The 12,774-nt window shown below is 65.4% G+C and carries 12 protein-coding genes; 10 read left to right on the top strand and 2 right to left on the bottom strand.

Features of this window, described 5'->3' with window-relative positions; translation table 11 throughout:
- Nucleotides 1–7 precede the first annotated feature (7 nt).
- A complete protein-coding gene (locus N3C64_RS09580) occupies nucleotides 8–418 on the top strand; it encodes a hypothetical protein (protein WP_260014105.1) in 411 nt (136 codons plus the stop codon).
- Here the strand turns inward: N3C64_RS09580 and xseA are convergent, their stop codons facing one another.
- Nucleotides 419–1,942: an exodeoxyribonuclease VII large subunit gene (gene xseA / locus N3C64_RS09575; RefSeq protein WP_260014104.1), complete on the bottom strand. Its 1,524-nt coding sequence runs from the start codon at nucleotides 1,940–1,942 to the stop codon at nucleotides 419–421. It abuts the gene before it with no gap.
- Nucleotides 1,943–2,010: 68 nt separating this feature from the next.
- Between xseA and purD the strand changes: the two genes are divergently transcribed.
- Nucleotides 2,011–3,273: a phosphoribosylamine--glycine ligase gene (gene purD, locus N3C64_RS09570; protein ID WP_260014103.1), complete on the top strand. Its 1,263-nt coding sequence runs from the start codon at nucleotides 2,011–2,013 to the stop codon at nucleotides 3,271–3,273.
- Between the two features lie 208 nt (nucleotides 3,274–3,481).
- Here purD and N3C64_RS09565 read toward each other — a convergent pair whose 3' ends face one another.
- Nucleotides 3,482–4,861, bottom strand: coding sequence for an L-serine ammonia-lyase (locus tag N3C64_RS09565; RefSeq protein ID WP_260014102.1), 1,380 nt, complete (start codon nucleotides 4,859–4,861; stop codon nucleotides 3,482–3,484).
- 174 nt (nucleotides 4,862–5,035) lie between these two features.
- On the opposite strand from N3C64_RS09565, the gene rpiA reads away from it, so the two are divergent.
- The 8 genes from rpiA (at nucleotide 5,036) to purU (ending at nucleotide 12,712) form a co-directional block, all read left to right on the top strand.
- Nucleotides 5,036–5,821: a ribose-5-phosphate isomerase RpiA gene (rpiA, locus tag N3C64_RS09560; RefSeq protein ID WP_260014101.1), complete on the top strand. Its 786-nt coding sequence runs from the start codon at nucleotides 5,036–5,038 to the stop codon at nucleotides 5,819–5,821.
- 63 nt (nucleotides 5,822–5,884) lie between these two features.
- Nucleotides 5,885–7,240 (top strand): glutathione-disulfide reductase, encoded by a 1,356-nt coding sequence (gene gor, locus N3C64_RS09555; RefSeq protein ID WP_260014100.1) that lies wholly within the window; start codon nucleotides 5,885–5,887, stop codon nucleotides 7,238–7,240.
- A 56-nt stretch (nucleotides 7,241–7,296) separates the two neighbouring features.
- On the top strand, nucleotides 7,297–8,427 hold the full coding sequence (gene hflK / locus N3C64_RS09550) for an FtsH protease activity modulator HflK (RefSeq protein ID WP_260014099.1): 1,131 nt from the start codon (nucleotides 7,297–7,299) through the stop codon (nucleotides 8,425–8,427).
- Nucleotides 8,427–9,320: a protease modulator HflC gene (gene hflC, locus N3C64_RS09545; RefSeq protein ID WP_218630740.1), complete on the top strand. Its 894-nt coding sequence runs from the start codon at nucleotides 8,427–8,429 to the stop codon at nucleotides 9,318–9,320. The genes hflK and hflC overlap by 1 nt, the downstream gene beginning before the upstream one ends.
- On the top strand, nucleotides 9,317–9,511 hold the full coding sequence (locus N3C64_RS09540; RefSeq protein ID WP_218630741.1) for a DUF2065 domain-containing protein: 195 nt from the start codon (nucleotides 9,317–9,319) through the stop codon (nucleotides 9,509–9,511). Before hflC ends, N3C64_RS09540 begins: the two co-directional genes overlap by 4 nt.
- 134 nt (nucleotides 9,512–9,645) lie before the next feature.
- Nucleotides 9,646–11,121, top strand: a complete 1,476-nt coding sequence (locus N3C64_RS09535; RefSeq protein ID WP_218630742.1) for a DegQ family serine endoprotease — start codon at nucleotides 9,646–9,648, stop codon at nucleotides 11,119–11,121.
- A gap of 176 nt (nucleotides 11,122–11,297) precedes the next feature.
- Nucleotides 11,298–11,621, top strand: coding sequence for a 2Fe-2S iron-sulfur cluster-binding protein (locus tag N3C64_RS09530; RefSeq protein WP_218630743.1), 324 nt, complete (start codon nucleotides 11,298–11,300; stop codon nucleotides 11,619–11,621).
- A gap of 206 nt (nucleotides 11,622–11,827) precedes the next feature.
- Nucleotides 11,828–12,712 (top strand): formyltetrahydrofolate deformylase, encoded by an 885-nt coding sequence (gene purU, locus N3C64_RS09525; protein WP_218630744.1) that lies wholly within the window; start codon nucleotides 11,828–11,830, stop codon nucleotides 12,710–12,712.
- The last annotated feature ends 62 nt before the right edge of the window (nucleotides 12,713–12,774 follow it).

The raw sequence follows: 12,774 nt of genomic DNA, 5'->3' as shown, positions 1-12,774 counted from the left end.
GTGTTTCATGGCCCTGCCCCACCTGATGACCGCCCTCGCGATTGCGCTTGCACCGGGATTGGCCTTCGCGGCAGACGGCAAACCGCTTGACGCGGCGGGGTTCGACGCGCGCACCGTGGGCAAGACGATCACCTATTTCTCGGGCGGCGAGCCCTATGGGGTCGAGCAATACCTGCCCGGCCAGCGCGTGATCTGGGCCTTCACCGAGAGCGAGTGCAAGGAAGGCCGCTGGTTTCAGGCGGGTGAGTTCATCTGCTTCGATTACCGCGACCGGAACGGCCTTCAGTGCTGGACGTTCTACGACCGCCCCGAGGGGCTGATGGCCCGTTTTCAGGGTAGCCCAGAAAGCGAGCCGCTGATTTCGCTGCAAGAAAGCGACAAACCCCTGTCCTGCCCCGGCCTGAACGTCGGGGTCTGATCAGAACAGACTGCCCTGCTTGGGCGGCTCGGGCTTTTTGGCGCGCGTGGGTTTGGGCGCGGGCTGCGGGGTCGGCGGCGCATCTGTTCCCGTGACAACCGGCAGACGGCCATCATGGAACTCGATCTCAAGCACCGCGTGCCCGGCTGCGGCAGCCTTGCTGGTCACCACATCCTCGCCCGCACGCACGACCGCATAGCCGCGCCGCAACGTTTCGCGGTAGCCAAGCGTCTGGCGCATCCGGTCAAGCCGTTCAAGCCGCTCGGCCAACGCCTCGAAGCGGACATGCGGCGCGCGCTGCAGGCGCTCACCCAAACTGTCGAGCTGCGCACGGCCCAGGCGGTTCTGGCGCTCGGCATCGGCGCGGGTGCGCGCCAGCGCCGGGGCAAGACGTCCGGCCAGACCGGCAAGCCGCCGCGCCTCCTCGGCCATGAAGCGGCGCAGCACATGCGGGGCGATGCGCGCCTCAAGCGGCGCGAAAAGCGCGCGCTTGCGCGTGGTGACCATGCGCAGCGCAGGGCTTAGGCGGTCGCTCATCAAATCGAACCGCTGCCGCGCCGGTTGCAGCAGCGTATCCGGGCGGCCAAGGGCGCGCGACAGATCGGACAGCCGCTGGCCGCGCTGATCAAGCCGCCCGCGCGTTGCCCGCGCCATACGAGCCTCGGCCTCGGCCAGACGCGCGGCGAGTTCGGAGCGCACCGGCACGGCCATCTCGGCCGCCGCCGTGGGCGTCGGCGCCCGGCGATCCGAGGCAAAGTCGATCAGCGTCGTGTCCGTCTCATGCCCGACGGCCGAGATCAGCGGAATGCGGCTTTCTGCGGCGGCGCGCACGACGGATTCTTCGTTGAACCCCCAGAGGTCCTCGATCGAGCCGCCGCCACGCGCGACAATGAGCAGATCGGGGCGCGGGATTGGCCCGCCCTCGGGCAGGGCGTTGAAGCCCCGGATCGCCGCCGTCACCTCGGGCGCGCAGGCCTGCCCCTGCACCGCCACCGGCCAGATCAGGACCCGCCGCGGGAAGCGGTCACGCAACCGGTGTAGAATATCGCGGATCACCGCGCCCGAGGGCGAGGTCACCACGCCGATTACCTCGGGCAGATAGGGCAGCGAGCGCTTGCGCGCTGCGTCAAACAGCCCCTCGGCCGCCAGCGCCTTGCGCCGCGCCTCTAGCATGGCCATCAGCGCGCCCGCCCCGGCGGGTTCGACATCATCGACGATCAACTGGTATTTCGACTGGCCCGGAAAGGTGGTCAGCTTGCCGGTGGCGATGACCTCCATCCCCTCTTCGGGGCGCACCTGCATCCGCGCGACCTGCCCCTTCCAGCTGACCGCCGCGATCACCGCGCGGTCGTCCTTGAGGTCGAAATAGAGATGCCCCGAGGACGGGCGCGAGACCCGCCCCACCTCGCCGCGCACGCGAACGCGGCCGAACTCGCCCTCAATCACGCGCTTCACCGCCCCCGAGATTTCCGAGACGGAATAGTCATGGGCGTTCGAGCCGGGGGTTTCGTCCAACAGATCCATTGCGCGCCTTGCCTGATTTGGGTCCAGACCTTAGAAGGCGCAGCAAGGATGGCCAAGGGGGTTGAGCGATGAATATTCTGTTGCTGGGTAGCGGTGGGCGTGAACATGCGCTGGCCTGGGCGATCAAGCAGAACCCGAAATGCGACCGGCTGATCGTGGCTCCGGGCAATGCCGGGATCGGCGCGATCGCCGAACTGGCCTCGATCGACCCCTGCGACAGCGCCTCCGTGCTGGCCTGCGTCGAGGAAAACGCCATCGACTTCGTCGTCGTCGGCCCCGAGGCCCCGCTGGCCGCCGGTGTGGCCGACGCGCTGCGTGGCGCGGGTATCCTGACCTTCGGCCCCTCGGCTGCGGCGGCGAAACTCGAGTCCTCTAAGGCCTTCACCAAAGAGATCTGCGACGCCTGCAAGGCACCGACCGCAGGCTACGCGCGCTTCGACGATCTCGAAGAAGCCAAGGCCTATGTTCTCGCGCAGGGCGCGCCGATCGTGGTCAAGGCCGATGGCCTCGCCGCCGGTAAGGGCGTCATCGTCGCGATGACCCTCGAAGAGGCGCTGACCGGTCTTGAGGAGATCTTCGGCGGTGCCTTCGGCGCGGCTGGCGCCGAGGTGGTGATCGAGGAATTCATGGAGGGCGAGGAAGCCTCGTTCTTCATCCTCTCGGATGGCGAGAACGTGCTGCCCGTCGGCACCGCGCAAGACCACAAGCGCGTGGGCGATGGCGACACCGGGCCGAACACGGGCGGGATGGGCGCCTACTCGCCCGCGCCGGTTCTGACCGACGCGATTCAGGCGCAGGTGCTGGATCAGATCGTCAAGCCTACGGTGGCGGAGATGGCCCGTCGCGGCACTCCGTTCCAGGGCGTGCTCTACGCGGGCCTGATGATCAAGAATGGCCACGCGCGCCTTGTCGAATACAACGTGCGCTTCGGCGACCCCGAGTGCCAGGTGCTGATGCTCCGCCTCGGCGCGCAGGCGCTCGACCTGCTTTTGGCCTGCGCCGAAGGGCGACTGCCGGACGTTCAGGCCCAATGGGCCGATGATCACGCGCTGACGGTAGTGATGGCCGCCAAGGGCTATCCCGGCGGTTACCAAAAAGGCACGCCGATCAACGGGCTTGATGCCCTGCCCGAAGACAGCTCCAACATGGTCTTCCACGCCGGCACCGCTCTACAAAACGGCCAACTGGTCGCCACGGGCGGGCGTGTGCTCAACGTCACCGCACGCGGTACAACCGTGCGCGAAGCCCAACAAAAGGCCTATGCGATGGTCGAGCAGATCGACTGGCCCGAAGGCTTCTGCCGCAAGGACATCGGCTGGCGCGCCCTCTGACGATCAAGAAAGTGGGGCTGTCTGCCCCCCTCTTTGCTTACAGCAAATTCACCCCCCCGAGGATATTGCAACCACATTGAAGCGCATGTGCGTTTCCCTTCAATGTGGCCCAAATATCCCGGGGTGAATGGCCGTAGGCCAGAGGGGCCGCGCCCCTGAGGCGCCTGACGAGCGGCGGGCTTTCCCGCCCGAGGAGGGCGCACTCTCCTCAGCAGTTCGGCACGTTGACCGCCAGTCCGCCAAGGCTCGTTTCCTTGTAATGCTCATGCATGTCGCGGCCGGTCTGGCGCATGGTCTCGATCGCCGCGTCAAGCGGTACAAAATGCGACCCATCCCCGCGCAACGCCAGGGATGCGGCCGAGATCGCCTTGATCGCGCCCAACCCGTTGCGCTCGATGCAGGGCACCTGCACAAGCCCCTTCACCGGATCGCAGGTCATCCCGAGATGGTGCTCCAGCGCGATCTCGGCAGCGTTCTCGATCTGCTCGGGCGTGCCCCCGAGCACCGCTGCGAGCCCCGCTGCCGCCATCGCCGCCGCCGAGCCGACCTCGGCCTGGCAGCCGCATTCCGCCCCCGAGATCGAGGCGTTCGTCTTGATGATCCCGCCGATCGCGGCGGCGGTCAGCAGGAACTCCCCCACCCGCGCACCGGATGCCCCCGGCACATGGTCAAGCCAATACCGGATTACGGCAGGAACCACACCGGCCGCGCCATTCGTCGGCGCGGTCACGACCTGCCCTCCGGCGGCGTTTTCCTCGTTCACCGCCATCGCATAGGTCGAGATCCAGTCGTTGATTGTGTGCGGCGGCGCGAGGTTCATGCCACGCTCGGCCTGAAGGCTCTCCAGAATCCCCTTGGCGCGGCGGCGCACGTGCAACCCTCCGGGCAAAACCCCCTCGCCCGCCAGCCCGCGCGAGATACAATCGTTCATCACCTGCCAGATCCGCGCCAGCCCTGCGTCGATCTCACCGTCCGAGCGATAGCGGCGCTCGTTTCGGCACTTCATCTGGGCGATGGTCAGACCCGAGGCATGGGCCATCTGTAGCATCTCAACGGCGGTGCGGAAGGGGAAGGGCACGGGGGACGGCTCGGACAGTGCCTTGTCGTCGACGGCCCCGTGCTCGGCCGCGGTCAGCACGAAGCCACCACCGATTGAGTAGTAGGTCTCTTGCATGAGCACGTCGCCCTGTGCGTCGAGCGCTTCGATGACCATGCCATTGGCATGTCCCGGCAGGGCCGGGCCGAAATCGAAGATCAGATCCCGCTCGGGGTTGAACGCCAGCACAGCTAGTCCCGGCGGATGGATCGTTCCCGTCGCACGGTTTGCCGCAAGCGCGGCCTCGGCGGCCGTGTGATCGTAGCTTTCGGGCAGAAAACCCGCCAGCCCCAGGATCGTGGCGCGATCCGTTGCATGCCCCTTGCCGGTAAACGCAAGTGAGCCGTAAAGCCGCGCGCGCAATCCATGCGCATGGAACGGCGAGGCGCGCAGGCGATCGAGAAACCGCCCGCCGGCCACCATTGGGCCCATGGTATGCGAGGAAGACGGGCCGACGCCCACCTTGAATATGTCGAAAACGCTCAGAAACATGTTGGCTCCCTGTCGCGCACAGCTTGGCATGAAACGGCGCGGGTGCGGGTGCAAAAACGACCTTCCGCACTGAAAACGCGCACAACCCTGCCCACCGCCTGTACACGAGATTCACCCTCGCACGCGCGGGCGCGATTGCCTATAAGCGAGACGGACCAATTGCAGGAGACGCCCATGCCCGCCGAACTCTCCCCCATCGACAAGGCGAAATTCGCCGCCGCCCGCCGTGCCGTCGACTTCGTCGAGGACGGGATGAAGGTGGGCCTTGGCACTGGCTCGACCGCTGCCTGGATGGTGCGCTGCTTGGGCGAGATGGTGCGCGAAGAGGGGCTGAGCATCGTGGGCGTGCCCACTTCGACCCGCACTGCCGAACTGGCCCGCCAGATGGGCATTAAGGTCGTCACCCTCGACGAGGCAAAGTGGCTCGACCTGACCATCGACGGCGCGGATGAGTTCGATCCGGAACTGAACCTGATCAAGGGCGGCGGCGGGGCGCTCTTGCAAGAAAAGATCGTCGCCACCGCCTCGGACCAGATGATCGTGATCACCGACGCCGCGAAGGAAGTGGCGCAGCTTGGCGCCTTCCCGCTGCCCGTCGAGGTCGTGCCCTTCGGCTGGCAGACCACCCGCGGGTTGGTCGAGGAAATGCTTTCGAGCATGGACGTCATGGGCCGCCAGACCGCGCTGCGCCTGAACGGCACCCAGCCCTTCCTGACCGATGAGGGCAATTACATCGTCGACTGCCACCTCAAGCGCATCGGCAACCCGCGCCAGCTTAGCCTTGTGCTGAACCAGATCCCCGGCGTGGTCGAGAATGGCCTGTTCATCGACATCTGCGACAAGGTCATCATCGGCGGCGCGGATGGCACGGTGGAGTTGCGCGACATCAATGATGGCAGCGTGTCGCATGACCGCATCGACTTCGCCGAAGAATCGAACATCTTCAGCGATCTGGACTGAGGCGCTGGTCGCGCGGCCGGCGCGACCTAGATCAGCCCCGAGCAAACCGGAACGGGAAGAGACATGACTTTCGACTACGACCTCTTCGTGATCGGCGGCGGTTCGGGGGGTGTGCGCGCCGCGCGCATCGCCGCAAACGAGCATGGCGCCAAGGTCGCGCTGGCCGAGGAATACCGCATGGGCGGCACCTGCGTGATCCGCGGCTGCGTGCCCAAAAAGCTGATGGTCTTCGCCTCGCAGGGACCTGCCATGATCAAGGAGGCACGCGCTTACGGCTGGGACTCGCAGATCGGCAGCTTCGACTGGACGGCGTTCCGAGGCAAGCTCGACGCGGAGCTTGACCGGTTGGAGCGGATCTACCGCGCAGGCCAGCAGGGTGCGGGCGTGACGGTCTATGACCAGCGCGCCACCGTCGCGGGGCCGCATGAGGTCCGCCTCGCGGATGGCAGCACCGTCACCACCAAGCATATCCTGGTGGCGACGGGCGGGCGCCCCTTCGTGCCCGAGTTCGAGGGTCGCGAGCATGTGATCACCTCGAATGAGATCTTCAAACTTGACGCGCTGCCCAAGCGCCTTCTGATCGTCGGCGGCGGCTATATCGCCTGCGAGTTCGCCTGCATCATGGCGGGGCTTGGCGTGCAGGTCACGCAGTTCAACCGCTCGCCGCTGCTGCGCGGCTTCGACACCGAATGCCGCGATCTGATCGTGGCGCAGATGCAGGCGCAGGGGATCGAGATTCACACCGGCATCGTCATCTCGAAGATCGAGAAAACCGATCAGGGTCTGCATATCCACGGCTCGGACCTGCGCGACGACACCTTTGACGCGGTGCTTTACGCCACGGGACGAGTGCCGAACACCGACGGGCTGGGCCTTGAGGAGGCAGGCGTGAAACTGGCCGAGAATGGCGCCGTAGCCGTTGACGCCTGGTCGCAGACGAATGTGCCCTCGATCTACGCCGTGGGCGATGTGACTGACCGCATCCAACTGACCCCGGTCGCGATCCGCGAGGGCCACGCCTTTGCCGATACCGTCTTTGGCGCCAATCCCCGCAAGGCCGACCATGAGCTGATCGCCTCGGCGGTCTTTACCCGGCCCGAATTCGGCACCTGTGGCCTGAGCGAAGAAGACGCCCGCAAGCAAGGCCCGGTTGAGGTCTATGTCTCGGCCTTCCGGCCGATGCGCTCGATGTTCGCCGGATCGGACGCGCGGGTGCTGATGAAGCTGGTGGTCTGCAAGCAATCGCAACGCGTTCTGGGGTGCCATATCGTCGCCCCCGAGGCGGGAGAGATGATCCAGATGGCGGGCATTGCCATGAAGATGGGGGCAACCAAGGCACAGTTCGATGCGACCTGTGCGGTGCACCCGACAATGGCCGAAGAACTGGTGACGATGCGAAAACCCGTGCGCACGGCTTGAACCCGCGCACGAACATGCCCAAGTGGCTTAGGAACTGACAAGAAGGTGAGGATGGCATGAGTAACGGAGGTCCCTGGGGAACAGGTGGCGGAGACGACGACGGTCGTGAAGACCAGCGCCCCGGTCAGCGCCGACCGAATGAGGGCAACCCGATCCCCGAGATCGAAGAGTTCATGAAGAAGGGCTCGGAGCAACTCAAGGTGCTCATGGGCGGTCGTGGTGGCTCGGGGGGCGGTCGTCCCACCGGAGGCGGCAGGTCTTCTGGTCCGGCCTTCACCGGCTCGACGCTCGGCATCGCGATCCTGGCCGCGGCGGGCGTATGGGCCTATGCCTCGTTCTATACCGTCAAGCCCGAAGAACGCTCGGTCGAGCTGATGTTCGGCCAGTACAAGTCCACCGGCAGCCCCGGCCTGAACTTTGCGCCCTGGCCGGTCGTGACGGCAGAGATCGTTCCCGTGACGCGCGAACAGACGGTCGATATCGGCACCGGGCGCGGCAGCGAACTGGACACAGGGCTGATGCTGACGGGCGATCAGAACATCGTGGATATCGAGTTCCAGGTGGTCTGGAACATCTCGGACCCGGCCAAGTATCTCTTCAACCTCGCCGATCCCGAAGACACGATCCGCGCGGTGTCTGAATCCGCGTTGCGCGACATCATCGCGCGCTCGGAACTGGCGCCGATCCTCAACCGCGATCGCGGTGCGATTGCGGCCGACCTGCGCCAGGCCGTGCAGGCGACGCTGGAAACCTACGACGCGGGCATCAACATCGTGCGTGTCAACTTCAACCGCGCCGACCCGCCGCGCGAGGTGATCGACAGCTTCCGCGAAGTGCAGGCCGCCCAGCAGGAGCGCGACCGTCTTGAGAAAGAGGCCGACGCCTACGCCAACAAGGTGACCGCGGGCGCCCGCGGTGCGGCCGCGCAGCTCAAGGAAGAGGCCGAGGCCTATCGCGCCAATGTGGTCAACACCGCCCAAGGTGAGGCCGCGCGCTTCATCTCGGTCTATAATGAATATGTGAAGGCCCCTGACGTGACTCAACGCCGGATGTTCATGGAAGCCATGGAAAAGCTGCTGGGATCGGTTGACAAGGTAGTCATCGACCAACCCGCCGGTGGGTCTGGTGTGGTGCCCTATCTGCCGCTCGACCAGCTGCGCAAACCTGCTACGGGAGGGACGAACTGATGGCTAAAGCTCCGCTGCTGATCCCCGCCGTGGCCGTTATCGCCGCAATCGCGCTTTCGTCGATGTTCGTCGTGGACGAACGCGAACGGGCGCTGGTGCTGCAATTCGGTCAGGTAAAGCAGATCAAGACCACTCCGGGTCTCGGCTTCAAGGTGCCGCTGATCCAGGAGGTCGTGACCTATGACGACCGCATCCTGAGCCTGCCGACCCGCCCGCTTGAGGTTACGCCGCTCGACGATCGCCGCCTGGTGGTCGATGCTTTCGCGCGCTGGCGTATCGTCGATCTGGTCAAGTTCCGCGAAGCCGTGGGCGTGGGTGGTCAGACCGTCGCGAAAAGCCGCCTCGACGGCATTCTGAACAACGCCATCCGCGAGGTTCTGGGTTCGGTGCCTTCGACTGCCGTTCTGTCGGATGACCGTACGCCGCTGATGAATCGGATCCGCGATCTGGCACGGCGCGAGGCGGCGGCGCTGGGCATCGACGTGATCGACGTGCGTCTGACCCGCACCGACCTGCCCGAGCAGAACCTCTCCGCGACCTATGACCGGATGCGCGCCGAGCGTGAACGCGAGGCCGCGGACGAGCGTGCCCGCGGCGGCGAAGCTGCGCAGCGTGTCCGCGCAACCGCCGACCGCACCGTGGTCGAAGTGACCTCGGAAGCCCGCAAGCAGGCCGAGATCATTCGCGGTGAAGCCGACGCCGAGGCGAACGGCATCTATGCTGACGCCTACAGCAAGGACCCGCATTTCTTCGCCTTCACCCGAGCGCTGCAGTTCTACACTGTCAGCATGAAGCCGGGTTCATCTTCGCTCGTGACGCAACCTGACAGCGTCTATTTCGACTATGACAGGTTCCTGCAGTCGATTGGCGAGGGCAAGGCCGCCACGCAATGATCGAAACGCTGATCATGGGCCTCGGCCTTGTTCTGGTGATCGAGGGGCTGGCGCTTGCGCTGGCCCCTTCGCGTATCGAGGAGGCGCTGGCCTTCCTCGCCGCCATCGGCCCCGAAAGGCGCCGCGCACTTGGCCTTGCCGCGCTGGCGGTGGGGGTGACCGTGCTATGGGGGGTGCGCGTCTTCGGGTGATGTGTTCAACTGCGCCTCACATTGAATTGAGGCTTTGCGACGGTGTTTCATTTGCGCCCTTCCGGGCTAAGGTATTTATCAATGGTATCGCTGGGTCCCCTCTGCCCGGCCAATAATTCAAGCGGGAGCCAAGCATGACGACACAAGCCCTTTCCCTGACCTTCCCCGTTCCGACGCGTGGCGGCCTTACCGGCGCCCTCGGCGCGGCGATGCTGGCCATTGCGCTGGCGCTCGCGCCGATCGCACCGGCCCATGCGCGCGCCGCACCCGAAAGCTTTGCGGATCTCGCGGAAAAGGTCAGCCCCTCGGTCGTCAACATCACCACCTCGACCGTGGTCTCCGCGCCTGTCGATGGCCCCCAGTTCCCCGAAGGCTCGCCCTTCGACGAGTTGTTTCGTGAGTTCGGCTTCCCGAACATGCCGCAGAACCGCCAGCAGGGCCCGCGGCGCTCGAACGCACTCGGCTCGGGCTTCGTGATTTCGGAAGACGGCTATATCGTCACCAACAACCACGTCATCGAAAACGCCGACGAGATCCAGGTCGAGTTCTTCTCGGGCGAGACGATGGATGCCAAGCTGATCGGCACCGATCCCAAGACCGACATCGCGCTGCTCAAGGTCGAGAGCGAAAAGCCGCTCCCCTTCGTCACCTTTGGCGACTCGGACCGGATGCGCGTGGGCGATTGGGTGATGGCCGTGGGCAACCCGCTCGGCCAAGGCTTCTCGGTGTCGGCAGGTATCGTCTCGGCGCGCAACCGCGAGTTGTCGGGCACCTACGACGACTACATCCAGACCGACGCGGCGATCAACCGCGGCAACTCGGGCGGTCCGCTGTTCAACATGGACGGTCAGGTGATCGGCGTGAACACCGCCATCCTGTCGCCCAACGGTGGCTCGATCGGGATCGGCTTCTCGATGGCGGCGAATGTGGTCAACAAGGTTGTCGGCCAGTTGCGGGAGTTCGGCGAGACCCGTCGCGGCTGGCTCGGCGTCAAGATCCAGGACGTGACCGCCGACATGGCCGAGGCGATGGGCCTTGCCAAGGCCGAAGGCGCGCTGGTCTCGGAAGTGCCCGAGGGCCCCGCGCAAGAGGCGGGCATTCTGGCGGGTGACATCATCACCTCCTTCGATGGCGGCGAGGTCAAGTCGACCCGCGATCTGGTGCGTCGCGTCGCCGATGCGCCGGTGGGTCAGGCCGTGCGCGTGACCGTCCTGCGCGGCGGCAAGAGCGAAACGCTGCTGGTCACGCTTGGCCGTCGTGAACTGGCCGAGGGCGAGGCCGTCCCGGCTGCCGTCACCAAGCCGCAAGAGGCCGAGAAAAGCCTGCTTGGCATGACGGTCACCCCCCTCACCGCCGAGTTGACCACCGAGATGGGCCTGCCCTCGGGCACCACCGGCCTTGTGATCAAGGAGATCGCCGAAGACAGCGCGGCCTTCGAGAAGGGCCTGCGCACGGGCGATCTGATCATCGAAGCAGGCCAGCAGCCGGTTACGGATATCGCCGAGTTGGAGGCCCGGATCGAAGAAGCGAAGGACGCCGGGCGCAAGTCCGTCCTGCTGTTGATCCGTCGCGCTGGCGAGCCGCGCTTCATGGCGCTGCCGATCGAGTGATCACGCAGAACACAGACATGAAAGGCGCCCCACCGGGCGCCTTTTCTTTTACCCGCAGGGAAATCCTTGCGACGGATTGCCCGTTTGGCCGCGTTACTCTGGTCATTGCGCGGTTGATGCCCTAAATCGGGGCCAACAGATCAGGGCGGCCCTTGGGCCAAGAGACGGAACGAGACATGGCGAAGATTATCTATCTTGAACACAACGGCACCCGCCACGAGGTCGAGGTCAAACCCGGCGCAACCGTCATGGAAGGCGCACGCGACAACGGCGTGCCCGGCATCGACGCCGATTGCGGCGGCGCCTGCGCCTGCTCGACCTGCCATGTCTATGTCGATGCGGCCTGGGCCGACCGCCTGCCCGCGAAGGACTCGATGGAAGAGGACATGCTCGACTTCGCTTGGAATCCCGATCCCGCGCGCTCACGCCTGACCTGCCAGATCAAGGTCACGCCTGAGCTTGACGGCCTGGTCGTCCATATCCCCGAAAAGCAGATCTGAGACTGCGCTCAGTCTTCAAGGGCCGGGATCATTCCCGGCCCTTATTGCTGCCTGCCCTCCACTATCGGAAACCGGAGACGCATTTGCGACGCGCCTCAGGTCGATTTTCGCGATTGCCGCGTCGCTTCCCGGCTGGCGTGCCGCGGCCTTCGGCCCGATTGTGCGCCTCACACCCCCGCCAATCCGGCGAGATGAAGGAAACGCAAATGAGCTCTTACGTTCTTACGGTGCAATGCCCCTCGACGCGCGGCATCGTCGCGGCAATCGCGAATTACCTCGCGGACAGCGGCTGCAACCTGACCGACTCGCACCAGTTTGACGACGCGCTGACGGGCCGGTTCTTCATGCGCGTGCACTTCGCCTCAGAGAAGGGTGCCGGGATCGATACCCTACGCGAGGGCTTTGCCGCCGTCGCCGACGCGTTCGCGATGGAATGGGCGATCCATGACGCCGGCACCAAGATGAAGGTGCTCTTGATGGTATCGAACTTCGGCCACTGCCTGAATGACCTGCTCTACCGCTGGCGCATCGGCGCGCTGCCGATCGACATCGTCGGCGTGATCTCGAACCACCTGACCTATCAGAAGGTGGTGGTGAACCATGACATCCCCTTCCACCACATCAAGGTGACCAAGGAAAACAAGCCGGTGGCCGAGGCGCAGCTGATGTCGGTGGTCGAGGACACCGGCGCCGAGCTGGTCGTGCTCGCGCGCTACATGCAGATCCTGTCGGACCAGCTGTGCGAGAAGATGTCGGGCCGGATCATCAACATCCACCATTCGTTCCTGCCGTCCTTCAAGGGCGCGAACCCCTACAAGCAGGCCTATGAGCGCGGCGTGAAGCTGATCGGCGCGACGGCCCATTACGTGACCGCCGACCTCGACGAAGGCCCGATCATCGAGCAGGACACGGTGCGTATCACCCATGCGCAATCGCCTGACGACTATGTCTCGCTTGGGCGCGATGTCGAGGCGCAGGTGCTCAGCCGCGCGATCCACGCCCATATCCATCACCGCTCGTTCATCAACGGCAACAAGACGGTGGTCTTCCCGGCCTCTCCGGGCTCCTACGCGTCGGAACGGATGGGCTAAGCCATCACAGGCCCGCGCCCGGCGCGGGCCTTTTCATTTTGCGCGGCTTTCTTCGGGCCTTG

It is taken from the genome of Sedimentimonas flavescens, from assembly GCF_025154035.1.
Lineage (GTDB): Bacteria > Pseudomonadota > Alphaproteobacteria > Rhodobacterales > Rhodobacteraceae > Rhodobacter > Rhodobacter flavescens.
The sequence above is the reverse complement of the archived record's forward strand: the minus strand, read 5'-3'. Positions and strand labels throughout refer to the sequence as shown.